The organism is Psychrobacillus antarcticus (genome assembly GCF_029533155.1).
GTDB lineage: Bacteria > Bacillota > Bacilli > Bacillales_A > Planococcaceae > Psychrobacillus > Psychrobacillus antarcticus.
This window is the reverse complement of record NZ_JAIZDB010000001.1, coordinates 111,139-136,931: the sequence shown is the minus strand read 5'-3', so window position 1 is coordinate 136,931 and position 25,793 is coordinate 111,139. Positions and strand designations below refer to the sequence as shown.

25 protein-coding genes, 1 pseudogene and 3 riboswitches are annotated in these 25,793 nt (G+C 36.2%); of the genes and pseudogenes, 16 read left to right on the top strand and 10 right to left on the bottom strand.

All coding sequences use genetic code 11. The annotated features are described in order from the left end of the window. Positions 1–70: 70 nt before the first annotated feature. Positions 71–1,372, bottom strand: coding sequence for a helix-turn-helix domain-containing protein (locus tag LDK52_RS00745; RefSeq protein WP_277584034.1), 1,302 nt, complete (start codon positions 1,370–1,372; stop codon positions 71–73). 376 nt (positions 1,373–1,748) lie between these two features. On the opposite strand from LDK52_RS00745, the gene LDK52_RS00740 reads away from it, so the two are divergent. After that, entirely contained in the window at positions 1,749–1,913 is a 165-nt protein-coding gene (locus tag LDK52_RS00740; RefSeq protein ID WP_277584033.1) for a YvrJ family protein, read from the top strand. Between the two features lie 232 nt (positions 1,914–2,145). Here LDK52_RS00740 and LDK52_RS00735 read toward each other — a convergent pair. Continuing rightward, positions 2,146–2,630 (bottom strand): annotated as a pseudogene (locus LDK52_RS00735) (purine-cytosine permease family protein); the annotation flags it as partial. A gap of 138 nt (positions 2,631–2,768) precedes the next feature. Continuing rightward, positions 2,769–2,952, top strand: a riboswitch (Lysine riboswitch). A 125-nt stretch (positions 2,953–3,077) separates the two neighbouring features. Between LDK52_RS00735 and LDK52_RS00730 the strand changes: the two are divergent. The 4 genes from LDK52_RS00730 to LDK52_RS00715 all read left to right on the top strand — a co-directional run bounded on the left by LDK52_RS00730 (position 3,078) and on the right by LDK52_RS00715 (position 6,264). Next, the gene (locus LDK52_RS00730; RefSeq protein WP_277584032.1) at positions 3,078–3,932 is read left to right on the top strand and encodes a transporter substrate-binding domain-containing protein; all 855 of its coding nucleotides are present in this window, start codon (positions 3,078–3,080) and stop codon (positions 3,930–3,932) included. 62 nt (positions 3,933–3,994) lie between these two features. After that, the gene (locus LDK52_RS00725) at positions 3,995–4,720 is read left to right on the top strand and encodes an amino acid ABC transporter permease (protein ID WP_277584031.1); all 726 of its coding nucleotides are present in this window, start codon (positions 3,995–3,997) and stop codon (positions 4,718–4,720) included. Positions 4,721–4,774: 54 nt separating this feature from the next. Then, on the top strand, positions 4,775–5,509 hold the full coding sequence (locus LDK52_RS00720) for an amino acid ABC transporter ATP-binding protein (RefSeq protein WP_277584030.1): 735 nt from the start codon (positions 4,775–4,777) through the stop codon (positions 5,507–5,509). A 23-nt stretch (positions 5,510–5,532) separates the two neighbouring features. Next, the gene (locus LDK52_RS00715) at positions 5,533–6,264 is read left to right on the top strand and encodes a GNAT family N-acetyltransferase (RefSeq protein WP_277584029.1); all 732 of its coding nucleotides are present in this window, start codon (positions 5,533–5,535) and stop codon (positions 6,262–6,264) included. 89 nt (positions 6,265–6,353) lie between these two features. Here LDK52_RS00715 and LDK52_RS00710 read toward each other — a convergent pair whose 3' ends face one another. The 4 genes from LDK52_RS00710 to mtnW are packed head-to-tail and all read right to left on the bottom strand — an operon-like array spanning position 6,354 to position 9,398. Then, positions 6,354–6,887, bottom strand: a complete 534-nt coding sequence (locus LDK52_RS00710; protein ID WP_277584028.1) for a 1,2-dihydroxy-3-keto-5-methylthiopentene dioxygenase — start codon at positions 6,885–6,887, stop codon at positions 6,354–6,356. 15 nt (positions 6,888–6,902) lie between these two features. Then, positions 6,903–7,517, bottom strand: coding sequence for a methylthioribulose 1-phosphate dehydratase (locus LDK52_RS00705; protein WP_407081773.1), 615 nt, complete (start codon positions 7,515–7,517; stop codon positions 6,903–6,905). After that, positions 7,514–8,179: a 2-hydroxy-3-keto-5-methylthiopentenyl-1-phosphate phosphatase gene (locus LDK52_RS00700; RefSeq protein WP_277584027.1), complete on the bottom strand. Its 666-nt coding sequence runs from the start codon at positions 8,177–8,179 to the stop codon at positions 7,514–7,516. The genes LDK52_RS00705 and LDK52_RS00700 overlap by 4 nt, the downstream gene beginning before the upstream one ends. Before the next feature lie 4 nt (positions 8,180–8,183). Then, a complete protein-coding gene (gene mtnW / locus LDK52_RS00695; RefSeq protein WP_277584026.1) occupies positions 8,184–9,398 on the bottom strand; it encodes a 2,3-diketo-5-methylthiopentyl-1-phosphate enolase in 1,215 nt (404 codons plus the stop codon). Positions 9,399–9,585: 187 nt separating this feature from the next. Then, positions 9,586–9,690, bottom strand: a riboswitch (SAM riboswitch). A 160-nt stretch (positions 9,691–9,850) separates the two neighbouring features. Continuing rightward, a riboswitch (SAM riboswitch) is annotated at positions 9,851–10,007 on the top strand. Between the two features lie 75 nt (positions 10,008–10,082). On the opposite strand from mtnW, the gene mtnK reads away from it, so the two are divergent. The 7 genes from mtnK (at position 10,083) to LDK52_RS00660 (ending at position 18,376) form a co-directional block, all read left to right on the top strand. Continuing rightward, positions 10,083–11,270, top strand: a complete 1,188-nt coding sequence (mtnK, locus tag LDK52_RS00690) for an S-methyl-5-thioribose kinase (protein WP_277584025.1) — start codon at positions 10,083–10,085, stop codon at positions 11,268–11,270. Next, positions 11,270–12,340 (top strand): S-methyl-5-thioribose-1-phosphate isomerase, encoded by a 1,071-nt coding sequence (gene mtnA, locus LDK52_RS00685; protein WP_277584024.1) that lies wholly within the window; start codon positions 11,270–11,272, stop codon positions 12,338–12,340. The genes mtnK and mtnA overlap by 1 nt, the downstream gene beginning before the upstream one ends. Then, complete coding sequence (locus tag LDK52_RS00680) at positions 12,327–13,412, top strand: sugar ABC transporter substrate-binding protein (RefSeq protein ID WP_277584023.1); 1,086 nt, start codon at positions 12,327–12,329, stop codon at positions 13,410–13,412. The genes mtnA and LDK52_RS00680 overlap by 14 nt, the downstream gene beginning before the upstream one ends. 61 nt (positions 13,413–13,473) lie before the next feature. Next, positions 13,474–14,979 (top strand): sugar ABC transporter ATP-binding protein, encoded by a 1,506-nt coding sequence (locus tag LDK52_RS00675; protein ID WP_277584022.1) that lies wholly within the window; start codon positions 13,474–13,476, stop codon positions 14,977–14,979. Continuing rightward, positions 14,954–15,973, top strand: coding sequence for an ABC transporter permease (locus LDK52_RS00670; RefSeq protein ID WP_277584021.1), 1,020 nt, complete (start codon positions 14,954–14,956; stop codon positions 15,971–15,973). Before LDK52_RS00675 ends, LDK52_RS00670 begins: the two co-directional genes overlap by 26 nt. Before the next feature lie 157 nt (positions 15,974–16,130). After that, on the top strand, positions 16,131–17,297 hold the full coding sequence (locus LDK52_RS00665; RefSeq protein WP_277584020.1) for a TraB/GumN family protein: 1,167 nt from the start codon (positions 16,131–16,133) through the stop codon (positions 17,295–17,297). Positions 17,298–17,380: 83 nt separating this feature from the next. Next, positions 17,381–18,376 (top strand): EAL domain-containing protein, encoded by a 996-nt coding sequence (locus LDK52_RS00660; RefSeq protein ID WP_277584019.1) that lies wholly within the window; start codon positions 17,381–17,383, stop codon positions 18,374–18,376. A 63-nt stretch (positions 18,377–18,439) separates the two neighbouring features. Here LDK52_RS00660 and tatA read toward each other — a convergent pair whose 3' ends face one another. Further along, positions 18,440–18,643: a twin-arginine translocase TatA/TatE family subunit gene (gene tatA, locus LDK52_RS00655; protein WP_093537949.1), complete on the bottom strand. Its 204-nt coding sequence runs from the start codon at positions 18,641–18,643 to the stop codon at positions 18,440–18,442. Between the two features lie 58 nt (positions 18,644–18,701). After that, positions 18,702–19,457: a twin-arginine translocase subunit TatC gene (gene tatC / locus LDK52_RS00650; protein ID WP_277584018.1), complete on the bottom strand. Its 756-nt coding sequence runs from the start codon at positions 19,455–19,457 to the stop codon at positions 18,702–18,704. A 252-nt stretch (positions 19,458–19,709) separates the two neighbouring features. Between tatC and LDK52_RS00645 the strand changes: the two genes are divergently transcribed. The 3 genes from LDK52_RS00645 to LDK52_RS00635 all read left to right on the top strand — a co-directional run bounded on the left by LDK52_RS00645 (position 19,710) and on the right by LDK52_RS00635 (position 23,060). Continuing rightward, positions 19,710–20,930: an MFS transporter gene (locus LDK52_RS00645; protein WP_277584017.1), complete on the top strand. Its 1,221-nt coding sequence runs from the start codon at positions 19,710–19,712 to the stop codon at positions 20,928–20,930. 396 nt (positions 20,931–21,326) lie between these two features. Next, positions 21,327–22,439, top strand: a complete 1,113-nt coding sequence (locus LDK52_RS00640; protein WP_277584016.1) for a CapA family protein — start codon at positions 21,327–21,329, stop codon at positions 22,437–22,439. A 15-nt stretch (positions 22,440–22,454) separates the two neighbouring features. Further along, on the top strand, positions 22,455–23,060 hold the full coding sequence (locus LDK52_RS00635) for a class I SAM-dependent methyltransferase (protein ID WP_277584015.1): 606 nt from the start codon (positions 22,455–22,457) through the stop codon (positions 23,058–23,060). 144 nt (positions 23,061–23,204) lie between these two features. Here the strand turns inward: LDK52_RS00635 and LDK52_RS00630 are convergent, their stop codons facing one another. After that, positions 23,205–25,130 carry a GTP-binding protein gene (locus tag LDK52_RS00630; protein ID WP_277584014.1) on the bottom strand — a complete coding sequence of 642 codons (1,926 nt, stop codon included), beginning with the start codon at positions 25,128–25,130 and terminating at the stop codon, positions 23,205–23,207. Positions 25,131–25,230: 100 nt separating this feature from the next. Between LDK52_RS00630 and LDK52_RS00625 the strand changes: the two genes are divergently transcribed. Then, positions 25,231–25,407, top strand: coding sequence for a hypothetical protein (locus tag LDK52_RS00625; RefSeq protein WP_277584013.1), 177 nt, complete (start codon positions 25,231–25,233; stop codon positions 25,405–25,407). Positions 25,408–25,454: 47 nt separating this feature from the next. Here LDK52_RS00625 and LDK52_RS00620 read toward each other — a convergent pair whose 3' ends face one another. Then, positions 25,455–25,703, bottom strand: a complete 249-nt coding sequence (locus LDK52_RS00620) for a hypothetical protein (RefSeq protein ID WP_277584012.1) — start codon at positions 25,701–25,703, stop codon at positions 25,455–25,457. Positions 25,704–25,793: the final 90 nt, after the last annotated feature.

Here is a 25,793-nt window from a genome sequence, read left to right as displayed (position 1 = left end):
GTTTGTTGAAAAGCTCAAAGCCAGGATGACAATACTTGATAAAGTTAGCAATACAATCTTCTTTTTCATTTTATAAATCCTCCCATTTATGTATAAATTTTTGTTTAAATAGAATCTGATTTGCTTTTTGATAATATAAACTTGCTGCTTTAAATTTGTGATGTATAAAAAGATAATCTGCCAATAATATAGAATACTTTTGAACGTGACGTTCATCTTGTTCGTTTTCAAAATAACTTATAGCTTCCCTTAATACCATTTCTAGTTCGTCGGTTAAATTGTGGTAATGCTTATATATTTCTAGGTGATAAAAATAAGAAATATATTCTTTTGTAGAATTTTTTCCTTCTACTATTTTGTCTAAGCCTTTCTGACACCATTTGAGGACCTGTTGATGATTAGACTGTTTGGAATACTCTTTTATAATAGATAGAATGGTTAGTAAATACCTTTCGGCGTTACAATCCTCTTCTTTAACTTGTAAACTAAGCTTATAAAACTCAATTGCTTTTTCATGACTCCCTTGAATTGCATGTAATGAACCTAGATTTTGATAGATCACCTCCTCATAATTATTCAGTTTATAATCTATTGCCAGTTTCTTAGCTAAATTATAGTTCTTTTCTGCTTCTTGAAATTTTCTCATTTCTTTATGTGCAATTCCTATAACGATATAATTATCAATCGCTCTTTCAAATAAAAGATTGTCTTTATAATAAAGTAATGATTTCGATGCGTAATTTATTGCATTAAAAAATTCATTACATTTAGAGTAAGTTAAGCTTAGTACATTATAAAAATCTGCAATTTCCCATTCTTCATTTATTCCATTATTTATGAACCCTAATGACATCTCTAATCGATTTAATGCAGCTTGAAAGTTTCCATTCAAATAACTATAAATGCCCAAGTTTAGATTAATCATAAACTTTTGTTTATCGTCTATATCATCTTTTATTGTCACAATTACGTTATAGGTGGATTGTAGATCCTCCTCCTCATCTAGTATTAACAGTAGACGAAATAGATAAAGGTGATAAATATAATAATTATTTAGTTGTAAAAAATGTAGTTTTTGATTTGTGAGTTTTTGCAAGAATTCTCTTATAAATTTTTTGTCCCTCTTTAAAACTCCGATTTTGTACAGTTCCGCTAACGATGCGATAATCTTATTTTCCTTTTCACTGGATACTTGACCTATTTCTATATTTAGTTTTTTAAGTAAAAACGTTATTACTTCTTCACTTGGAACGGTAAAATTATTTTCTATTTTGCTTAAGTAGGATGTAGAGCAGATGCCCTTGGCCAATGTGGTTTGTTTCATACTTTGGTTTATTCTTTCTGATTTTATTATATGACCTATACTACTCATTTTCTTCACCCCTTATGAATTAGTAATGTACTAATTCTTGAAAAAAACTAAATATCCTTTAATATTTATCCAATTTTTATTAAGAAATAGTAAAATTTCGCCGATTTATGAAATTAGGTTTGAGTTATGTACTAATAATCTAAGAAATTAGAGCATATTTCCCAACTTATGATTATACTGAAAATGGTAAAAAAATAGTATAATATAATAAATATTAAATAATCTAATCAAAGGGGATTTTGAAATTAAGAGTGATTATTTTCCTCTTTTCGGACAAGTCATTTATAAGAGTACAAGTCTTCCAATTTTAAGTGGTTTACTCAACAGGTATATCAATTGCTTGAGGAATGGTAAAAAATAGGGAAGGGGGATGCACATGATTGGGGAGGAAAACATTGTACAATTAATTGGAAACTTTGGATTTCCTATTGTAGTCACTATTTATTTATTGCATCGATTTGAAAATAAAATAGACTCTCTTGAAAGTACCATTCACAATATAGCAAATGTTGTTAACAATAGTATAGAAAAAAGAAAGTGAAGCGTATCACGGATACAATTGATGTCCTGTTGATCATATAAATTGCTAACGACACTTTTAAAATGGAAGTTAAGCTTATTTTCACTCTGAACCTACAATTTTCTAGAACGAAGATGACAGAAGTGAAAAGTAATCCATCCCGAGCGTTAACTCAAAAAATGGATTACTTTTTTATGTCAATAATGAAATCTATTCTTTACAGATCAACTAAATTTTAAAAAGGAATTAATGATTATGCGATGTAATCCTCTTTCGGGATATCATCTGCAGCACCTTTTTGTAATACTTACCTTTTGTTAATACCGCAATAATAACTGTAAGAATTGCTGCTAAAATAGCTGCAAAGAAAGCTGCGGTATTTTGTGAAAATGGTCCCATATAACCTAGTGCAGCAAATGTGCCTATGCCACTAGCTACAATTAAAGATACAACTCCAACAGGATTCCATTTATATAAATATTCTTGGCGATCCTCATAATAACCCTCACCAATTTTCAATGCTTTTTTAATGATTAATGCATCGGTAACTAATATAGCTGCCCACGAAAGTAAAAATACACCCTGAAATATCATCGCTGTATCTAAGTGATCAACAATTCCGCCAAGCATTAGAATTATTGCACTAATTCCACTTACAACTAACCACAAACGGCGCCCAGGAGTAAATTTAAACACGTTTTCAAAGAAGTTAGATAAAGATAAGGAACTACTATTAATAATTAGATTTCCTTAATTTTTATCATGCATCTATTTATTGTAACGTATACCTAGCTAATAATAATTCTGAAGCAGTTGACAGACATATATGTATATTGTAAACTATGAAACATAATTGAATAACGACCTCACTTAGTATAGTGAGGTAGAGGCGCGATATTTAACAGTCCTTAGTGGAGTTTGAGAAGCTATGATGCTAGGGAGAAGGAAATGTCGCCGAAGTTTGTAATAATGCTCGATATTGCTTGCTGGGTCTGCAGTTAATAATTGCAGGACTGTCCACTATAAACATCCCAGTTTATAATGGTGTGCTATCTCATTTGGGAAAAGTAGAGGATTTAGGGCAACTATACATATTGCGACCTGAGTTTACCTCAGGTCTTTTTTGTACAAGTTGTCTTTTTTTATAGGCACAAACATACATTGATAAAAAAGGGAGCAATTAGAATGAAAAAGAGATTAGGGTTTTTAACGATATTCGCAAGCTTATCATTGTTATTAGCGGCATGTGGAACAGATACTACCGAAAATTCAGGTTCTTCCTCGTCGGATAATTCCGAAAAAGGATCGGATACGTTCAGAGTAGGTTTAGAAGCTGCTTATGCACCTTTTAACTGGACTCAACTAGATGATTCCAATGGCGGAGTGAAGATTGATGGAAACGCAGAATATGCTGGTGGATATGACGTAGAAATCGCTAAACGCATTGCAGACGGATTAGGAAAAGAATTAGTCATCTATAAAACAGAATGGGATGGACTTGTACCATCATTACAATCAGATAAAATCGATGCAATTATAGCGGGAATGTCACCTACAAAAGATCGTAAAGAAACAATTGATTTCTCGGAAAACTACTATACTTCCAACTTTGTTATGGTTGTGAAAAAAGGTGGTCCTTTTGAAGGGGCTACTTCTATTCAAGATTTTAGTGGTGCTAAAATCACAGGTCAGCTGAATACATCACATTATGGTGTAATCGATCAAATTAAAGATGTGCAAAAACAACCAGCATCTGATAACTTCTCCGCTATGCGTGTAGCATTGGAATCTGGAGTTATTGACGGCTATGTATCAGAGCGTCCAGAAGGAATTAGTGCCTCGTCTGCAAACGAAAAATTTGCAATGGTGGAGTTCACAGAAGGATTTGAAGCAAAAGAAGAAGAAACAGCAGTAGCAGTAGGTTTGAAAAAGGGCAGTGAGTTAACAGAAGAAATCAATAAAATTTTAGCGGAGATTTCTGATGAAGAAAGACAAGAAATTATGGATGCTGCTATTAATAACCAACCAGCGGCAGAATAGGGATGAAGTGATACCGGCTGCATCTTTTTGCAGTCGGTTTTTATTTGGAAGGAGGGAAAGGTATGAGCATTGAATATATTATTTCGATGATTACAAATAACTGGCCGATGTTCCTTCGAGGAGCAGGAATGACACTTTTAATCTCTATAATTGGTACAATCTTTGGATCAGTTATTGGTTTACTGGCAGGAGTAATTCGTACAATTCCCACGCCTGAAAGAAAGCTAAAACGCGTTGTCTTGAAAATAGTTAATCTAATACTTTCTGTTTATATTGAGTTTTTCAGAGGAACACCAATGATTGTACAAGCAATGGTTATCTTCTATGGGTCTGCGTTAGCTTTTGGTATAGATATGGACCGTACAATGGCAGCGATATTCATCGTTTCGATTAATACGGGTGCTTATATGGCAGAAATTGTGCGTGGCGGGGTCATTTCGATTGATAAGGGACAATTTGAGGCTGCACAAGCAATTGGTATGAATCATGTTCAAACAATGTGGAGCGTTGTTTTACCCCAAGTTATCCGAAATATTTTGCCAGCAACAGGCAACCAATTTATCATTAATATTAAAGATACGTCAGTATTAAATGTAATTGGTGTTACGGAATTATACTTTCAAGCAAAAACAGTTGCAGGTATAAGCTTTAAGTATTTCGAACCGTTCTTTATAGCATGTATTCTGTATTTTGTCATGACGTTTACAGTAACATTAATATTACGATATATAGAGAGAAAATTAGATGGACCAGAAAATTACAGTATGATTGGACAGCCACCACCATAACTTATGTTACCTAAAAATAATGATAATATCGATTAAACGAAGGAGGAGAAATCTATGGGAAATGTCATCGAAGTTCAACATTTAAGTAAATCCTTCGGAAATCATGAGGTCCTGAGAGATATAGATTTTTCAGTGAACAAAGGAGAAGTTATTTGCATCATCGGTTCCTCTGGATCAGGAAAGTCTACTTTACTTCGTTGCATAAATTTGTTGGAAAAACCTAGTGGTGGACAAATTATTTATCACGGAGAGAATATTTTAGATGAAAAACATGATATCCATGCCTATCGAAAAAAGTTAGGGATGGTTTTCCAACAGTTTAACTTATTTAATAACCATAATGCGTTAAACAACTGTATGGTAGGTCAAGTAAAGGTATTAAAACGTTCTAAAGAAGATGCCGAAAAGATCGCGTTAAAATACTTAAAAGTAGTGGGAATGGATCATTATGTAAATGCTAAGCCTAAGCAATTGTCAGGTGGGCAAAAACAACGTGTTGCCATAGCAAGAGCTCTGTCCATGGAACCAGATGTTATGTTATTTGATGAACCAACCTCTGCACTTGATCCAGAAATGGTCGGAGAGGTATTAAAAGTGATGAAAGAGTTAGCGAGTACGGGTCTTACCATGTTAATAGTTACACATGAAATGGAGTTCGCTAGAGAAGTTGCAGATCGGGTTGTTTTTATGGATAAAGGTGTAATTGCTGAGGAAGGCCCTCCCGAACAAATCTTCAACCATCCAAGAGAAGAAAGAACAAAAGCATTTTTAAAACGAACTTTAAGCTAATAATAGTATGGGGGAATCGACAGGTGAACCTTTTCAATCTGATAAAAAAAGAACAAGAATACTGGCTTGTGGATCAATTAAAAGTATCTCAGATTCCAAATATAGATTATTTAGTTGCATTCGACCAATTATTAACGGAGTGGAAGGAACAAAAAGCAGCATATCTATCACTTCTGATGGATGAAGAGAATGAGGACTGGCTTTTAGAACGTCAGTTTAATAAGGTGTCTTCTATTGTAGAGTATACAAAGACATTGGAAGGACCATTTAATAATATTAGTACTTTTCAAGTAGAGTCTCTTTCGGCTAGTGAAGTTACTGATTCGGATTTTGCTATATTGTACGATGCATGCAGAAGAGGTTCAGCTAACAAAAATAACTTGTTTTCTATCAGTCAAATAATGGAGTCACTGGAACTTGAATTAGGTGCTAATTGGCGAGATCAGTGCTTTATCTTTTCTCAAGAGGGTATGAACTACGGTATTAGTATTCCTCATATTGAACAGGGTACGACGGATGAAGGAAGAATGTTTTATTTTGGCGTTGTGCCAGAGCAACGAGGAAAAGGATATGGCAAGATATTTCACGCCATTACATTAGAACTTTTGAAGACGTTAGGTGCCAAGGTTTATGTGGGAAGCACAGATACAAGTAACAAGCATATGAGACGTATTTTTGAAACTAATGGATGTATTTTACGAGACATAAAAGGAATTTACCGAATAGACATCGAAAAAGTGGATGAGCTCAACTAATGAGAGCCATCCACTTTTTTTTAGTTTGTAGAAGAAGTACCTTCAACAGAAGCTGCTCCTTAGTTAATCCCTACGAGGAGAAGGGATTTTTATTGTTCTACTGCATCCTCTTGATAAACTGGAACCCAGCCCTCTGTTGTTACAAATATACGAACAGCAACAACCCTACGATCCTCTGATAATGTGAAGTAATGTGTAATATTCTCAGGTACGGAGATCAAATCACCAGGTGAAAGATGAACCTCAAAGTAACGTTCCTCCTGGCCTTGTATAATGAAGACACCATGGCCACTGACAATATACCGAACTTCATCGTCCGTATGAAGGTGCTTGCGTTCGAAATTTTTTAATAGTTGGTCTAAATTAGGATTCGAATCAGAAAGAGAGATAATATCGGCCGCTTGATAGCCACGGCGAGTAGAGATATCGTCTATTTCCACTTGGAAAGCTTGGAGAATCTCTTGCTTTTCTTCATCGCTTAAGTCAAACTTTTCACGAAGGTTTTCCGGTAACTTGTTAATGTCCCAATGCTCGTAAATTACTTCCTGCCTTTCTAAAAACGCTGCTACCTCTTTTTGCTCTTCGATTGTTTCACTTGTTCCTTGGATTTTAATAATTGCCATCAAGAATCTTCCTTTCTATTTTGAGTGTATTTGATGCAATGCTAATTGATACTGAAACAAAAATTCGCAAGCTTCAAGTAATTTTTTTGCCTCAAATCCATCTTTTCCCCAAACAGTTATACCGTGGTTCCTAATAAGGATGACTCCCTTGTCTGCAGAAATATAAGATGCAAACTCTTCTGCAAGTTTTGGAATCTGAGCGTAGTTGGGGATAATTGGTATAGATAGTATTGCATCCTCTTCCCACATTCCAAAAGCTTTAATAAGTTCAATACCTTGAAAATCAATTGAACCTTTATCAGCATATAATTCGGAGATAACATTATTTGCAACTGTATGGATGTGTAAACTGCAGCCAGCATTAGTTTCTCGATATATTGCACAGTGTAGTAATGTTTCGGTAGATGGTCTTAAATGAGTATTTTTCACTGGGTCTCCATTAGCATCAACAAGTAAAAAGTCTTCCAAGGTCCTCTTTTTTTTATCTTTTCCGCTTGCTGTTACTAAAAACTCCATAGGATTCTCGTGTACTTTAATAGCAAGATTTCCGCTAGTTCCCATAAACCAATCTCTTGCAGCTAATTCATCTTTTATGTCTGCAAGTTCTTCCCATTTATCTTGTAATGTCATAATTCCACACCTAACTTAGCGTCAATTATCTTTATCACATCATGGAAGTTTTCAAAAGGCTCATATGTAATGTTTAATTCCACACATTTTTCAATCAAGAAATCCCTTGCAATAATGATATCTCCCAACTTTGCTGCCTCTAAATCGGTAATAGAATCGCCAATTACAACACTCACAGCATCTTGGTCAAGAAGACTACGAATAATAGAAGGTTTACAGCAACCACAGCCTTGGCTCGTACATTGTTCATCACAGCCATGTGGAAATTCGATGTGAATTGTTTCCTTAGAAAAATCGGATTCGTTACAATAAACCCCTGCAAAAGGCCCGAATGGCTCTAGTAAGTTATGGATGAAAAAGTCTATACCGCCACTTATTATGTAAAGAGGGATGTCGTGATTTTTTACAAAGGATACAAATTCACTAAACCCATCTCGGATGATCGCCTGTTTACCTACAAAAGAAATAATTTCATCTTTTGACTCAATAGGAAGGAGAGAGAACATTTTTGCTACGCCATCTCTTATGGAAATTCGTTGACCTAAAATATCATCTTTAATTGGAGTCCATTCTGGTGGAGCAAATTTTTTCATGATTGCCATAATGTTATCCTGATTGGTAATGGTTCCATCGAAGTCACAAAATACTACAAGTTTACTCATATAATCACCCCCATAATTCAAGTGCTATTTTTAATTCAGTTTGTTTTTTTGCTGCTTGTTCTAATGGAATACCTTCTAAAACAGCTGATACGGCCTGCCTAAAAGCCAGCCCACCACCGGTAGCACCAGCGGGATGGCCATGTACACCACCACCTGCATTAATAATGCTATCTATTCCAAAGTCATTCATTAATAGTGGTACGAGACCAGGGTGAATGCCAGCAGATGGTACTGGAAAGCTTTGTTTAACCTTACTAACTTTTGTTAGTTCTTTACCTAAAGAAAGGGCTATAGACTTTTCAAGTGCAACACTACCATAAGGAGAAGGGAATAGTGAGAAGTCTGCTCCTGCATACCGAGTAAGTTTTCCAAGAACTAAAGACGTTGAAACTCCATAAAATGCTGAGGATGTGAATGCTCCACTATAAGCTGGATGCGCCATAAGTGGCAACTGGATTTCATCGTCCTCTGCTAGCTCCTGAAGAACATCTAACCCGTAAGCATGAACATTAAATAAGAGTGCATCTGCTCCAAGTTCCCGGGCTTTTTTGGCCTTGTCTTTCAATTCGAATGTACGACCCGACAAGTTTACTGCATATAGAGTACGATGTCCGGTTTCTTCGTACACCTGATTTAACACTTCTCGACCAGTAGTAATACGTGTTTCAAAAGAAGTCAGTGGATTTTCAAATAGAATTTCATCATCTTTTACAAGGTCCACTCCACCAAGTGCCTGCTGTTTAAGTTGTTCTGCTAAATATTCGATATCTCTCCCAATGACTCCTTTAAATATACTCATAATTAGTGGACGTTCATAAACACCTAATCTTTCTCGAATACCCTGAATGCCGAAGCGAGGTCCTGGGAAATGGGACAAAATATTCGTATCGAATTCTAAATCTAATAACTTTACTTCCCCGTCCAGGGATAGTTTGCCAAAAACAGTTGTTAAAATTGCCGGAATATCAGTAGAAAAATTTGCTGCAGGATAGAAAATTTTAATTTCTCCTTTAACTTTTTCCGGATGAATGGGATGCAGGATATCCTTAAATTCCGTAACGGATATTACCTTTCCTTTATGCTTTTTTAGCTGTTCCTGTTCTAACAAAGCTAAATTGGTCCAAGAACCAATAGTCAGTCCAAGTGCAATATCTTCGGCCTTTTTTTCAAAAGATCCTGATTTTCCATATAGTTGATAGTGGGCAGTAATTCCGCTCATTTTTTCACTCCTAACTTAATAAATGCGCAAGCGCCTATGCAGCCCCGACTAGCGCTGGAAGAATTTCACTTAAAGGCGTCTTGTGCCTTTGCTGAAATTCTGAAGCGACTCGAGGGGCTAGGCGCTGGAGCTGAACAGATAACATAAAAAACCTCTTCAAATAAGAAGAGGTTAATAGTTTAACAACTTCTTATTTCTCAGCCTGTAGGCTGCAAGAATTAGCACCGTGTTCACAATTGAATCGGTTGCCGGGTATCATAGGGCTTGTCCCTCCACCTGCTCTAAATAAGAAAAATATATTCAGTTGAAATATTTAATAAATAATACTGATTATTTCATGCAATAAAAATTCTGTCAACAAGAAAATTAAAAATTTTATTTATTCAAAAAATTGTTGACATTACTTTTTCTATTATGCTAGGATTCTAATCAAACATCATAGTTGTATCGCACTCTTATCATGAGCAGGCAGAGGGATAATGGCCCGATGACGCCCAGCAACCGACCGTAATACCGTTGTGAGACGGGGCGCTTTATGCGCCGGAATGTAAAATTCCGTAAGGCACGGTGCTAATTCCATCAGAAATTTTACTTTCTGAGAGATAAGAGGTTCAGAATCTCTTATTCTAAGCCTCTTTCTTTTGGAAGGAGGTTTTTTATTTTGTAAAAGAAAGGGAGACATTAATGGCGGTAGTAGCAAAGAAGCGATACGAATCATTAACTCAAGAAACGGCGATTTCACTGGCAATTCAATTATCATTATTCTCGAACGAAGCTCAATTAGTTTGTGAAGAGATTGGTGATGGAAATTTAAACTATGTATTCCATATAACAGATCAAGCAAGTGGGAAGGGAGTTATTATTAAACAGGCCTTACCCTATGCAAAAGTAATTGGGGAGAGTTGGCCACTTACTCTGAAAAGGGCAAAGATTGAAGCAAGTGCCTTACAAAAACATGGAGAATATGCAGTTGGTCTAGTTCCGAAAGTCTATGCAACAGATGAACATTTAGCAATCACGGTCATGGAAGATTTGTCACATCTTGAAATAGTACGGGAGGGTTTGATAAAAGGTGAGTCCTATCCTAAATTATCAACTGATATTGGAGAATATCTAGCCTTAACACTTTTTAATACTTCTGATTTTGCACTCCATCCCTTTGAAAAAAAGGCACTTGTTGTAGAATTTTCTAATCCAGAGTTGTGTAAAATCACAGAGGACTTAATCTTTACGGATCCTTTTTTTGATCGTGATACAAATGATTTTGAAGCTGCATTGCAGTCCGAAGTGGAAGCAATCTGGAATAACAATTTATTGAAGCTGGAAGTGGCAAAGCTAAAAAGAAGTTTTTTGACAGAAGCGGAAGCTTTGCTGCATGGAGATCTTCATACGGGAAGTATTTTTGCGAGTGAAGAGGAAACGAAAGTAATCGATCCAGAGTTTGCTTTTTATGGTCCTATTGGATTTGATATAGGCTTATTTCTGGCAAATTTAATAGTTCAATCGATTACCAGGGAAGGCAAACAACGTGATGTTATACATGGTCATATACATAACACATGGGTCACATTCTCCTCTAAATTTACAGAATCTTTGAAACAAAGTGAATTCGACTTGTTTAATGACGTAGAAGGATATGATGCATTTGTGTTAGAAAAAGTATTCCGTGATTCGTTAGGGTTTGCGGGCTGTGAGCTCATTCGTAGAACAATCGGACTGGCACATGTGAAAGACTTGGATAGTATTGAAAATCAAGAGAGACGAATTTTATTAAAGAAAAGAACTCTTAAAGTTGGAGAAAGATTAATAGTGAGTCGTCAGGAAATAGACTCAATAGATGCAGTAATTGAGTTACTAGGAGAAATTCAATAATGAGTATTCCATTATCGATTAAGTGGGATGATAAGCAGTTAGTAATCTTAGATCAACAGAAACTTCCACATGAAATTGTCTATACAAAACTAGAAGCACTTAAAGATGTTTACGAGGCAATTATTACCCTAAAAGTACGTGGTGCTCCTGCCATTGGAATTACGGCAGCGTATGGATTAGCTATAGAGGCACAGAGCTATAAAACAAATTTGATGATTGATTTTCTAGAGAGACTGAAAAAAGATGCAACATACTTGGGTGAATCTCGACCGACTGCTGTCAACTTGGTTTGGGCACTCAACCGATTGTTAAACGTAGCAAGTCAAACTGATAATGTTCTTACTGCTAAACAGCTACTAGTTGAAGAAGCAAAGAGAATACACCAGGAAGATGAGGAGTCCTGTCGGAATATTGGTGAATTTGCACTTGCTTTACTTGAAAATAATACAAAGGTAATGACCATTTGTAATGCAGGTTCTATTGCGACTGCAAAGTACGGTACTGCTTTAGCTCCGTTCCATCTAGGAAAGGAACGTGGCAAAGAATTTGAAGTATTCGCATGTGAAACTAGACCTGTCTTTCAGGGCGGCAGGCTGACAGTGTGGGAGCTACAGCAATCAGGTGTAGATGTGACACTTATCACTGATAGTATGGCTGCACACACAATAGGTGCAAAAGGAATAGACGCAATTATTGTTGGAGCAGATCGGATAGCAAAAAATGGAGACACAGCAAATAAAATAGGAACTCTTAACTTAGCTATTCTTGCTTCTGTATACGGAATTCCATTTTATGTGGCCGCACCATCCTCTACATTTGATTTATCCATAAATAATGGAGAAGAAATTCCAATAGAAGAAAGGTCAGCAGAGGAAATTATTAGTATTAACGGCAAAGCAATTGCCCCAGTAAATACAAAAGTATTTAACCCTGCTTTTGATGTGACATCATCCAAATATATTACTGCCATTATTACAGAAAAAGGTATTATTTATCCGAATTATATGGAAAATATTTCAGCTCAATTAGTCGATTCAATTGAAAAGGAGAAGGATTATGAAAACAAATAAGTATTGGTTGATATTCACTGTTTTAATTATAGGGGTTTTATTAGCTGCATGTCAGCCAAAAGCGGATGGGGAAGCAGCAACGTCATCTAGCTCTAGTAATGATACAGATGCTACAGAAAATCCACTAGCTGGCAAGAAAATTGCATTAGTTATGCAACAAAATTTAGGGACATTTTCAGCACAATATATTGAAGGTATTAAGGAACAAGTGGAGAAATTTGGTGGAAGCGTATCCGTATTCACCTCTGAAGGTGATTTATCTAAAATGGCTTCCAATTTGGATGCCGCGGTGAATCAAGGAGTTGACGGTATTTTAATAGATCACGGTACTAAAGAGGCACTAAACCAAGGGGTAGAGAATGCAGTTGCAAAAGGAATTCCGGTTGTCGCATTTGATGCGGGCGTAGAAGTTGAAGGAGTAACTTCTTTAGAACAAGGCGATGAAAAAATGGCTCAAATGACGCTAGAAAAACTAGCGGAAGATTCAAATGGTGAAGCGAATATCGTAAAAATATGGGTAGCAGGTTTTGCGCCAATGGAAAGACGACAAGTAGCATATAAGAATTTTCTAGGAGATAATCCAGGGATTAAAGAAATCGCAACATTCGGTGCAGCAACACAAAATACAGCTTTAGATACCCAATCACAAATGGAAGCGATTTTAAAACAATATCCAAATGAAGGTGAAATTACGGCTGTTTGGGCTGCTTGGGACGAGTTTGCAAAAGGTGCAGTTCGAGCAATAGAACAAGCAGGACGGACGGATATTAAAGTATATAGTATCGATATGAGTGATGAAGATTTGCAGATGATTCAAAATGACAATAGTCCGTGGGTTGCATCTGCAGCAGTAGATCCTCAGGATATCGGTCGTATTCAAGTTCGTTATTTGTACCAAAAAATTAACGGAGGTAATGTAGAAGAAAAAGTCGTATTAGAACCAGTTTTTGTGGAGGCATCTAAATTGCCAGAAGAAACAGTTACGACTAGTGCACTAAGTGACTATATTGAAGGTTGGGGAGCAAGTGATCAAGGTTACACAGATGAATTAAGAGAATTAGAAAACAGATAACTTAAAAGAATTTAAGCTGTCCTGTTTAATGGGACAGCTTTTTCTTAGAAAGGAGAAATCCATGCCAAATCCTTTTCTTTCCATGAAGGATATAGATAAATCATTTGGAAAAGTTAGTGCCCTGAAAAAAGCTGAATTTCATCTTAAAAAAGGGGAAGTACATGCTTTACTTGGTGTAAATGGCGCTGGAAAAAGTACGCTTATGAAAGTACTCTCGGGTGTGTATGAGCAAGACAGCGGAGAAATTTTGTTAGAAGGAGAAAAAATACGTATTCGTTCCCCTAAAGTCGCGAAGGATCTTGGAATTTATTGTGTATATCAAGAGGTAGACACTGCAATCGTTTCAGAACTTTCGGTTGCAGAAAATATATTGCTTGATTCGATTGTTGCTGGAACTAATATATTTATCTCCAAAAAGCAACTAAATAGCGAAGCGCGGAATGCCTTGAAGCAGTTACAGGCTGAGGATATTCCAGTAGAAAAACCAGCATTTATGCTGTCTTTAGCAGAAAAGCAGTTGGTATTAATAGCGCGTGCGCTCGTAAGCTCTGCTAAGGTTATTATCTTCGATGAACCAACAGCGCCCTTGTCTCTTCATGAGTCTACAAAGTTATTTTCAGTTGTTAAAAAGCTAAAAGCAAATGGAGTAGGGTGTATATTCATATCTCATCGTTTACCAGAAGTATTTGAAATCTGTGATCGGATAACTGTTATGGGTGAAGGTACGTTAGTAGGGACCTATGATACTGCCCAGACTAACCAAGAAGAGATTATTGAAGCTATGCTAGGAACTTCTTATAGCAAGGACTTTCCTGTTCGCACACATGCATTAGGAAAAATACTACTTCGTGTGAAAGAAGTTTCGGGAGGAGAAAAGGTAAGGAATATTTCTTTTCATGTGTCTGAAGGAGAAATTGTTGGTGTTGTTGGGCTCGTAGGGGCTGGAAAAACCGAGTTAGCTAAAACATTATTTGGATATTCCCCACATACAGATGGGACTATTGAAATCTTAGGAAACACCTTGAAAATAAAGCATCCAAAAGATGCGATAAAAGCAGGCATGGCTCTTATTCCAGAAGAAAGACGAAAAGAAGGGCTATTTGTTCACGAAGCATTGCAAACCAATGCATCTTTTCCAAATTTACAAAAATTTTCTCGTTTTTTATTTATGAACAAACGGAAAGAAAAGTCCTTTGCAAAAGAGATCATTGATCGATTACATATTAAAACAAGTAGTACCGACACGCCACTTATTTATTTGAGTGGAGGAAATCAGCAAAAAGTTGCTATAGGCAAATGGACTTCACTGGATTCGTCTCTTTATTTGTTTGACGAGCCAACAAAAGGCGTAGACATTGGGGCCAAAATAGATATTTATAGGCTCGTTCGTGAGTTTGCTGAAAAAGGGAAGGGTTGTCTTTACTTTTCAAGTGAAATTCATGAAATTCTAGGAATTTCTGATCGCATTTTAGTTATGTATGATGGTCAAATCGTGAAGGAACTATCACGGGAAGAAGCGACCCAGGAAAGGATTTTGCTATATGCAAGCGGAGGTAAGGAAAAATAAGTTGCAAGAAAGAGGTATTAATTTTTTATTTAAGTTTGGCGCTATTGCTTTACTTATTTGTATTATTATTTATTTTAGTTCAATAAGTGATGCCTTTTTTACATATGCAAATTTTACAGATATTCTACGCTCTATTTCTATCGTTACCCTATTAGCATTGGGAGTGACTTTCACACTTGTAGTAGGAGGTTTTGACTTAAGTGTAGGGTCTACAATGTCGCTGTCGACAGTTGTGTCCGCATCTCTAATGGTTTGGTATGAGATGCCTTTGTGGCTTGTATTAATTGTACCCATTCTAGTTGGTGTATTAGTAGGTTTGTTTAATAGTTTCCTAATTGTAATTATAGGTATTCCTGATTTACTAGCAACATTAAGTACAATGTATATTGTTGCGGGATTTCATCGGACCTATACAGAAGGATACTCAATTTACAATAATATGCCGCTAACTTCAGGTGGAACTGCTCCTGGACAATTCTCAGAGGCTTTTCTTTGGATCGGTCAAGGTAGATTGCTTGGTTTACCTGTCCCTGTTTGGATTATGTTAATACTCGTAGTAGTAGCTTATATTGTTCTCAATCATACACGCTGGGGCCGTATATTATATATGACGGGTGGAAATGAGGAAGCAGCCACGTTGTCAGGAGTGAACACACGTAAAGTGAAATTTATCGCTTATATCATTTCTGGTATTTTTGCTTCATTGGCAGGAGTATTATTCACAGCAAGAGTAGGTTCAGGTCAAATTGATGCCGGCACCCCACTTTTAATGGAGGCGGTTGCTGCAGTTTTTGTTGGCTATTCCGTACTAGGAATTGGGAAGCCTAATGCACTGGGCACTTTTTTTGGAGCAGCAGTAATTGGAATCCTACTGAACGGTCTAACCATTTTAAACTTACCTTATTATGCATTTGATATTATTAAAGGAACAGTATTAGTTTTGGCACTGGCAGTCACTTATGTTTATGCGAAAAAACGTTTTTCTCGGACTTAGTTAGAGGAAATTCGTTAAAAAATAAAGTTTTTTCAGAAATCTTATAAATAAAATGAAATCATCGTTGAAATTTAAGTTAATCTACTTCATTATAAAAGGTAGAGAATCTCTTATAGGTACTACTAAGAGATAATACATTAGACGAAGGAAGTATTTTATGTCCGAGGAAAATATTACACGCTTATATGTTAATGATAAAGAAATTATTCTCATCGGAACGGCGCATGTATCTAGACAGAGTGCGGAACAGGTGAAGGAAGTTATTGATAGAGAAAAACCGGATTCTGTATGTATCGAGTTGGATGAGCAAAGGTACCAATCTATTATTGATAATAATAAATGGAAGCAGACGGATATCTTTAAGGTTATTAAAGATAAGAAAGCTACCTTACTATTAATGAACTTGGCAATTTCTTCTTTCCAAAATCGTATGGCTAAACAGTTTGATATTAAGCCTGGTCAAGAAATGATACAAGGAATTGCAAGTGCGAATGAGAATGGCGCAGAAATAGTTTTAGCCGACCGTAATATCCAAACTACTTTTTCACGTATATGGCATAATCTTGGATTGAAGGGGAAATCACAATTACTTGCTTCTGTTTTCTTTAGTATTTTCAGTAAGGATACTATTACAGAGGAAGAAATGGAGAATATGAAGTCCAAGGATACTTTAAATGCCGTTTTAGCAGAGTTTACAGCATCCTTTCCAAAGCTAAAAACGCCATTAATCGATGAGCGTGATCAGTATTTAGCTCAAAAAATTAAGGAAGCGCCAGGGCAAAAAATAGTAGCAGTTTTAGGTGCTGCCCATGTACCTGGTATTACAAAGGAAATTCATAAGGAGCAGGATTTAGCTAAGTTATCAGAGATACCACCTAAATCAGTTATTCCTAAAATAATTGGTTGGGCTATTCCAATTCTGATTGTGGCATTAATCGTGATTACATTCATTACGAATCCCTCTGCAGGTTTTGACCAGGCACTAAGCTGGATCCTTTGGACTGGTTCGATGGCTGCGGTTGGAGCGGCAGTTGCATTAGGACACCCATTAGCGATTCTAGCAGCATTTGTCACGGCCCCAGTTACAGCGCTTCACCCTATTTTGGCATCTGGTTGGTTTTCTGGACTTGCCCAGGCGTATATTAAACGTCCAACGATAGCAGATTTTGAAAGTTTATCAGAAGATGTCTTTACGATTAAAGGATTTTGGAGAAACAAAGTAACGAGGGTTTTACTTGTCGTTGTATTAACAAACTTGTTTGGATCGTTGGGGACCTTTATAGGTGGAGCAGATGTCATACGAGTATTTTTCAAAAATCTATAAATAGCTTATCCCCTGTGAAGCATTGTGCCGAACAGGGGATTTTTAGATTTGTAGCTACTAAATGCTAAAAGGAGAGATAGAATTTGGAGTGTAATAATTGCCGAGTCAATGAATTGAAATTTGAAGTCAAAGTAGAAGGAAATTCCAATATTCCAATGCTAGAGGATATATTGGAGCATTTAAAACGTCGCAACATATTAGTAGAAGCAAAAGAGACAACATTTGTTATTAAAGAGAATGATGTGAGGGATTTTATAGACTTCTGCCAAGATCATATGGATACTTCCCAAGTCTTATTCAGAATTTCGAAACAAACATGGCAGCCTATCACAAAAATAAGGGAAGTTTTAGATGTACAATGGATTGATGAAGTCATTCAAAAACAATTAATGATTTGTCATTACCAACCAATTGTAAACGTGGAGGAACAAGTCTTTGCTTATGAACTATTAGCTAGATTTCCAAAGGAAGATGGTTCGATGATTTATCCAAATGAAATATTTTCCGCTGCCAGGGCAAGGGGAAGACTATACGCATTGGATAGAGCATGTCGGATGACAGCGGTAAAACATGCTGCTGTCATAAAAGAAAAGAAAGTGTTCATCAACTTCATACCTACATCTATCTATTCACCTGAATTTTGTTTAAAGTCTACCACTGCCCTAGCAGAAGAACTAGGTATAAATCCAACACAATTAGTATTTGAAGTGGTAGAAACAGAACAAGTAGAAGACATCGAGCATTTAAAAAGAATCCTGACGTTTTATAAAGAAAAAGGGTTTGAGTACGCTCTTGATGATGTAGGTGAAGGTTATAGTACGTTGGAAATGCTAGCGGATATAAAACCAAACTATATGAAGCTAGATATGCAGTACGTTCAGGGCGTATCAAATGATATTAAGAAACAAGCAGTTGCACGAAAATTTTTAGAAATGGCAGTAGAAATTGGATCTATTCCTTTAGCTGAAGGAATAGAGGAGAGAGAAGACTTTGAGTGGTTGAAAGAAATTGGCTATAAGTTATTTCAAGGGTATTATTTTGGAAAACCAGCAGCAAATCCTATTTCGACTACACTTTAATGAATCAAAAAAACCAACTATTCGAGAATAGTTGGTTTTTTATGGGTGCCTTCACTTTACCAGTTAAGCTTTCTTTTTAGTGTCTGTATCTTTGTCGTCTAATTTAAACTCTTGCGTAACATCATCTACGATATCTTTAGTGGAATTTTTAAATTCTTTTAAAGTTTGACCGACAGCTTTACCTAATTGTGGTAATTTTGATGGTCCGAAGACGATTAAGGCGATTATTAAAATAATGATTAATCCTGGTACTCCAATGTTTGGCATGGTAGTTCCTCCTCTTTAATTATGATCTATAAATTTTCAGTGGCAAGGGTGCATTAAACTATTGCTCTAAGATTTTTTCCTCAAGCGCTTGTTTTGCAAGTTGTTTTTTATAAGACCAGCTGGAAACAAGAATACTTATTTCAAATAGCAATAATAACGGAATGATAATGATAATGTCAGAGATAAAGTCTGGTGGAGTAATGGAAACTCCCACTACTACTAGTACAAAATAAGATACTTTTCTCATTTTTCTTAATCGATCTGGAGTTACTATACCCAATTTTGTTAGGAATAATATAATTACAGGAAGTTCAAATACGACTCCAACTGGAATAACTAGGTTAAACATAAAAGTAAAGTACTGTTTCATCCCGTATGTTTCCAAAGCCCCAATCGATTCATTGATATTCGACATGAAATTCAGCATAAGAGGGAAAAGTATGTAATAACTAAAACTAATACCGAGCAAAAAAAGAAGAAATGATATCGGGATGTAATAGCCTGTACCTTTTACCTCATTCTCTTTTAAGCCTGGTCTGACGAATAGCCATACCTGATGCAATGCAATCGGTAGAGTGATTAAAATGGCTAATATTAATGCGCATTTAACGTAGATCATTAAACCATCAGTATAACCGAAGACATTCCATTCTACATTCATAGCTGTTGGTTGCTGTTTTAAAAATATCAGCGTTTTTGGAGCTAACCAAAATCCTAAAGCAAGGGAGAGGATAAATGTCGATGCAACAATTATTAGTCTTTTTCGAAGCTCCGTTAAATGTTCAACAAGCGTCAGTTGTTGTTCTTGATTCATTTTTGATACCACCCCATTTTCTCAAATAAAGTGAAGCTTATTTATATATTTTGCAAAACTTGTCTGCAATCAAAATAATACACAATGGCGTTCTTTGCATTACTAACACATTATACTCTTTTCGAGCCAATTGTAAATAATATAGGCCTCATTTTGTCCCTAAATTTTGTGTCTCGAAGTACTTGTTTTCTGTTTTAGCAAGTATATAATTCTAGCATATCCTCTAATAAAAATTGATTGGGCTGACAGAACTTGAGACCGTATAATGAAAAGATTAGTATTTACCATGGAATGGCATCTACTATAGCACTCAACTTTTCCAATAACTTTTTCCCCGTTTTTGCTATTACCATATTAGGGGCTACTAATTATCAGGTAGGGCTAATTAGCTCTTTACCTCCATTAGTAGCACTGTTAATGACTATACCAGCAGCAATCTTACTTAATCGTGCCAGCGCACAAAAGAAGCTTGTGGCGATGTCTGCTTTACTTGCGCGGTTAATGTTTTTGCTTATTGTATTTGTTGTTTATTTACCTTCTGATTCGTTTCAGTCTTGGGCTTTCCTGGGAATTATTGCTTTTATCAGTGTTCCGAACACAATCGCTAATGTAGGTTGGCAAACATTGATAAGTGGAATGATCGATGAATCGAGAAGAGGGCAATTTTTTAGTGATCGGAATCGCTTATTAACGTTGGTTGGACTTATATCAACGTTATGTATTGGGATATTCATGAAAGATGCCACAGAAAGCATTATTGCGTATCAAATTCTGTTTGTACTAGCGTTTGGATTCGGATTACTAGAAGTGTTTTACCTATTAAAGCAAAAAGAAGATGTTGTTGAAACATCCGATGAGCAAATAAAAAAGAAGTCAATGGACTGGAGCATTTTTAAACATTCTAGCTATGTTTGGTTTTTGGCAGCAGCTCTATTATTTAACTTTGGTTGGCAGATGGCTTGGGGCTTGTTTAATATTTACAATATCCGAATAGCAGGAGCAACCATTTTTTGGATTAGTATGTTCGCTGTTGGAAGTATGCTTATGCAGTTTCTAACGTTTCCATTATGGAAGAAATGGGCCGATAAGTATTCTAATATGCAAGTCTTTATATGGACGGCAATTGGAATGTCGACCACTCCGTTTTTAACAGTCCTATCCACAAACCTATACTATTTAACTCTAATCCAAACAACTTCAGGATTTTTCGTATCTGGTACAGTTCTACTATTATTTAACTTACTGCTGGAGCAATCCCCTGAGAGATATCGTACGTACGGTATTACAACGTATAACGTGCTCCTTGCTTTCGTCGCTTTCGTTGCACCTCAAATTGGGATCTGGCTTTTGGATGTTATCGGTATGAATATGTCTATGTACATTAGCTCAGGATTACGCTTATTAGGAGCAGGTGCTTTTTTGTATGTGTTTTTATTGAATAAAAATAGTATCAAAAAAGAAAAACAGACTTAGCGAATGTTTTTCTTTTTTACTCTGTTATTTTATTATAATGAAAGCAATTAAGTATTTTCATATAATAACAGTTAAATGAAAGAAAATTATGAAAACAATAGATCGTTGGGATGACGAGAAATGAAATCTAATAAAACTCAATAAATCCAATAAATTACAACTAGCAATATATTAATTTGAACAGTCTAATTTTTTTCAAATGGTTTTAATGAAAATTTTCATTTCACTTGCAATAGAAAAAAGTATGAGCAGCCGCACTCATAACTTCTTTTCTATTTTTTGTTAAGTGATTATTCGTGTTGACTCCATGATTTTAGGATATTAGCCATATAGGGAGGCAATAATTCATATACGTATATATAAAGATTTTTTGTATAAGTAACGTGATGGAAGTAAATGATTGGAATGGAGGTGGTATTTATCAAAGCTTTTGCTTCTTTCTTAGTCGCTGCTATTTCAGTTATGCTATATTTTAATCTACAAGTAGAGGAAGAGGAACCAACTCTATTTAACGAAGAGTTCCACGGGAAACAATTTTCGACATTTTATATGAATTATGAGGAAGAAAAGATAGAGATTGCAATGATTGGAGATGTATTGCTACATCTACCACTTTACAATTATACGAGTTTTATTCCTTCTTTTTCTCCTGTCCAGGAAGAGTTAGAATCCATCGATTTGTTAATAGCCAATCAGGAATCCATACCCTCAGGTCGGATTATTAAAGTGTCTGGATATCCGAACTTTTCTAGTCCTCCACATATTATTAAGGACTTAAAGGATTTGGGAGTAGACATTCTTTCGATAGCGAATAATCATACACTTGACCAAGGAGAAAAGGGTCTTCTAGAAGCAATTCAACAGATGGAAAAGGCAGAAATTCCATATTTCGGTGCTTACAAATCAGTTGAGGATAAACAGGTAGATCGTATATTCCAAGTGGACAATGGGTCGCTTGGACTTCTAGGGTATACATATGGGACAAATGCTCATGAAACTCCGGTAGGGAAGGATTATTTAGTTAATCGTATAGATGAGACTCGAATTGTAAAGGAAATAAAGGATTTAAAGACAAAAGTAGACTTTGTTGTTGTCAGCATCCATTGGGGTACGGAGTATAACCTGGAGGCAAATGATACGCAGAAACAACTTGCTCGTTCGATTGCAGACGCTGGTGCCGATATTATATACGGTCATCACCCTCATGTTATTCAACCATATGAACTAATTTTGTCAGAAAGTGGTCGTCGAACGCATGTGTTTTATTCGTTAGGAAATTTTTTCTCCGGTCAAAAAGACGAGTATACTAATATTGGCGGGATTGCTAAAATAGAATTATTAAAGAAAAATATTAATGGTGAACAAGTAGTGACTCTAGAAAATCCTAGCTTTTTACCTACAGCTGTTGTGAAAGGTGAACCTTATACGGTTAACTTTTTAAAAGACGTGGAGAGCGAAATAGGGAAAACAGATGCGTGGGTGCAACAGCATATGTTTGGAGTAGAGTGAGTTAGGGGGTAACGTGTGAAAGAACAAGATCATGACAGATTATTACGCATTAAGACGGAAGGTATAAGAGAGTGGCAGCATCAATCGTCTCATTATAATCGGTATGAAGCAACGCCATATGCAGCTTTGGAGATTCTTTTTGATGCGTACGAATGGAGAACAACCGATTGTTTTGTGGATTTTGGATGTGGCAAGGGGAGATTTCCTTTTTACGTATATCACCATTTGCATGCCTCAGCAGTTGGGGTAGAAATGAATGGCCAACTTTATCAAGAGTCAATGGAGAACCTAGCTAGTTATATGGAGCGTGCCAAAAGCTCAAGAGCTACGATTCAGTTTGAACATTTATTTGCTGAAGGGTATAACATAGAAAAAGAAGACAATCGGTTTTATTTTTTTAATCCGTTTTCGCTACATATTTTTCAAAAGGTTATAGACAATATCCTTCGATCAGTTGAAGATTATCCTCGTTCTGTAGATGTCATTCTCTATTATCCAACCTCGGAATATAGTCACTTTCTTGAAGCTCAAACAGTGTTTGAATTATGGAAGGAGATTCGTCTTCCAGGTTTATATGAAGAAAATAATAATGAACGGTTTTTAGTTTTCCGATTGGAATAAGTAAAGCACTCCGCTGCTGCGGAGTGCTTTTGTATTCATGTGTACAATAGTTTGGAAAAATAACCCGTTCCGCAAGTAAATACAATCAAAGAGCAAGTAAGTACCTCTCGAGCGCAAGTATCGATCTTATGACCGCCAGTAGGTTTATAGACAGTGCATAGCTGCTTCCGCTTCATCCCAATAGACGGGATATCCTTTTCCTTTAGCACAAAAAATAGATGTGGACGAATATTCAGGGTCTGCTTCTTTATTATAGGCAAGCTTTTCGATAACTTCCTCCGTATTATGACAGCGATTGTATCCACCAAAAACTAAGCTAAGAGAGCCTTTGCCGTGTGTGAAGGATGCAAAAGTCGTGCTGTAATTCATAAATGTCGCCACTGGTACTCTTCCTTTTATGATAACTTTATCTCCAATGTTTTCTGGAGGTTCAAAGGTACCTGCTGCTTGTTGAATATCGGATAATACACGACCAATTAAGTCCATATGTACTTTAATCGAAAAGTCGTAAAATGGCTCGAGTAGGACATTATCTGCTTTTTCTAATCCTTGACGAAGTGCACGGTACGTTGCTTCTCTAAAATCACCGCCATGCGTATGTTCATTATGTCCGCGACCTGTGAGCAAAGTAATTTTCATATCAGTTAAGGCGGAACCTGTTAGTATACCGTGATGATCTCTTTCAAATAGGTGATGCCGAACTAAGTTTTGATTGCCAATGGACAGATCATTCGCATGGCATCTATTTTCAAATGTAATCCCGCTACTTCTTGCAGCAGGCTCGATTAATAAATGCACTTCTGCGTAATGTCTTAAAGGTTCAAAATGACCATAACCACGAACGGAGTTGTCAATAGTTTCTTTATAGAGAATTTTAGGCTCACCAAAAGACACGTGAAAACTAAAGCGCTCCAGAACAATTTGTTCAAGAACTTCTAGCTGGATAACTCCCATTACATGGACATGTATTTCTTGAAAATATTCATCCCAAAATACACGTAATGAGGGATCTTCTGCATCTAATAGTTTAAAATAACGCAATACTTCCTTTACATGGATAGAATCTTCAAAAAGAACATTGGACTTTAACGTAGGAATCATATCGAACTCTATTTTCCGGGAAATAACTCCGATTCCATCGCCAATGGAAGCATTCGTTAATCCCGTCACAGCAACGAGCTCACCAGCTGAAGCCTTATCTGCGGTTTTAAACTTGTTGCCGCTATACAAGCGGATCTGAGTTATTTTTTCCGTTTGGTCGTTGTAGGTAACACTATCGCGAACTTTTAAAGTTCCATTTACTAGTTTCAAAAAGGTCACACGGTTACCACTTTCGTCGTGCCGAATTTTATACACCTGCGCTGCAAATGCCTCATCTGATTGATAAGAGGTGGTGGTTAATAAATCTAGCTTGTCCAGAAATTCTACTATTCCTATATCCTTCAATGCTGATCCACTCGCACTAGGGAAGATTTTATTTTCCTTTATCATGCGCTGAAGTGCTTGTGTCCATATGTCCTTATCGAATCCGCTATCCATATATGTTTCTAGAAGGGCTTCATCACGCTCCGCAATAAATTCAATTAGTTCTTCGTCAAAAGTATTGGTTATATTGCATACATCCTCTGATAAGGTGGTGCGTAATTCAGCAAGAATACTTGTTGGATCAGTTCCTTCATAATCGATTTTATTGATAAAGAAAAAGGTTGGAACTTGGTGTTTTCGTAGTAATTGCCAAACAGTTTCTGTATGCCCTTCTATCCCGTCTACTGCACTGATAATGATGATGGCGTAGTCCATTACTTGAATAGCCCGCTCCATTTCTGGAGAAAAGTCAACATGCCCTGGAGTATCGATAATATAATAAGTTGAATTATTGTAGGAAAAGATTCCTTGATCAGCAAAGATGGTAATTCCTCTGTTTTTTTCTATCGTATGACTATCGAGAAATGAGTCTTGGTGGTCGACTCGTCCTCTTTGTCTAATAGTATTTGAATGATAAAGTAGCTGCTCCGAAAAGGTAGTTTTGCCAGCATCTACATGTGCAAGAATTCCAATGGTTTTGTGCATGGTGTCACCTCTGAACTTAATTATAGCAAATTACGGCGAAATGACCTGTATCGGTGTTATACTAGGTAGACTAAAACAACGTAGAAAGAGGGTACAAATCATGCAATATTCGAAATCTAAAATGGAAGAACTAGTAAAATATAGCCCAGATTTAAGCAAACGTCTAAAAGAGGTTATGAAGGAGCACGATTTAGAGAAAAGCTTTGCTTTAAAAGCTCTATATCATTCAGAAGTAAAAGACGGCGGTAAATATCAGAGGGATTATCAAGACCTATAAAACACAAAAGTGAACCGATGCAATATAAAATCGGTTCACTTTTTTATTTAATCTTCTATAATTCCTGAAATTTCACTTTTAATTTGTTTATATGCTTTTTGTAAATTGAGTGCATATATAGTTTTATCTTGTTCATGTTTTTCGGAGATAGTATCTATTTCTTTTCCGAAGGCTTCCATTATCAAATCAAGTGAGATGGATGAGCTTCCAATATGATTGGTCATCAATACATGTTTAAATCTATTTATATAATCTTCTTTCGTGCCAATAGTCATTTCCAAGTTCCTTTCTTCCACATAAAAAAGCATCCTCTTTTTAAAAAGAAGATGCTAGTAGGTATGATTGGTTGTTGTCGGGACGTTTGAAACGTAATAAAATCCACACTG

Coding starts and splice junctions, on each gene's coding strand:
- LDK52_RS00740 (WP_277584033.1), top strand. CDS start 1,749: ATGATTGGGGAGGAAAACATTGTACAATTAATTGGAAACTTTGGATTT.
- LDK52_RS00675 (WP_277584022.1), top strand. CDS start 13,474: ATGCCAAATCCTTTTCTTTCCATGAAGGATATAGATAAATCATTTGGA.
- LDK52_RS00745 (WP_277584034.1), bottom strand. CDS start 1,372: ATGAGTAGTATAGGTCATATAATAAAATCAGAAAGAATAAACCAAAGT.
- LDK52_RS00665 (WP_277584020.1), top strand. CDS start 16,131: ATGTCCGAGGAAAATATTACACGCTTATATGTTAATGATAAAGAAATT.
- LDK52_RS00625 (WP_277584013.1), top strand. CDS start 25,231: ATGCAATATTCGAAATCTAAAATGGAAGAACTAGTAAAATATAGCCCA.
- mtnW (WP_277584026.1), bottom strand. CDS start 9,398: ATGAGCGGAATTACTGCCCACTATCAACTATATGGAAAATCAGGATCT.
- mtnK (WP_277584025.1), top strand. CDS start 10,083: ATGGCGGTAGTAGCAAAGAAGCGATACGAATCATTAACTCAAGAAACG.
- LDK52_RS00705 (WP_407081773.1), bottom strand. CDS start 7,517: ATGACATTACAAGATAAATGGGAAGAACTTGCAGACATAAAAGATGAA.
- LDK52_RS00720 (WP_277584030.1), top strand. CDS start 4,775: ATGGGAAATGTCATCGAAGTTCAACATTTAAGTAAATCCTTCGGAAAT.
- tatA (WP_093537949.1), bottom strand. CDS start 18,643: ATGCCAAACATTGGAGTACCAGGATTAATCATTATTTTAATAATCGCC.
- LDK52_RS00640 (WP_277584016.1), top strand. CDS start 21,327: ATGATTGGAATGGAGGTGGTATTTATCAAAGCTTTTGCTTCTTTCTTA.
- LDK52_RS00670 (WP_277584021.1), top strand. CDS start 14,954: ATGCAAGCGGAGGTAAGGAAAAATAAGTTGCAAGAAAGAGGTATTAAT.
- LDK52_RS00680 (WP_277584023.1), top strand. CDS start 12,327: ATGAAAACAAATAAGTATTGGTTGATATTCACTGTTTTAATTATAGGG.
- LDK52_RS00700 (WP_277584027.1), bottom strand. CDS start 8,179: ATGAGTAAACTTGTAGTATTTTGTGACTTCGATGGAACCATTACCAAT.
- LDK52_RS00630 (WP_277584014.1), bottom strand. CDS start 25,130: ATGCACAAAACCATTGGAATTCTTGCACATGTAGATGCTGGCAAAACT.
- LDK52_RS00730 (WP_277584032.1), top strand. CDS start 3,078: ATGAAAAAGAGATTAGGGTTTTTAACGATATTCGCAAGCTTATCATTG.
- mtnA (WP_277584024.1), top strand. CDS start 11,270: ATGAGTATTCCATTATCGATTAAGTGGGATGATAAGCAGTTAGTAATC.
- LDK52_RS00725 (WP_277584031.1), top strand. CDS start 3,995: ATGAGCATTGAATATATTATTTCGATGATTACAAATAACTGGCCGATG.
- tatC (WP_277584018.1), bottom strand. CDS start 19,457: ATGAATCAAGAACAACAACTGACGCTTGTTGAACATTTAACGGAGCTT.
- LDK52_RS00710 (WP_277584028.1), bottom strand. CDS start 6,887: ATGGCAATTATTAAAATCCAAGGAACAAGTGAAACAATCGAAGAGCAA.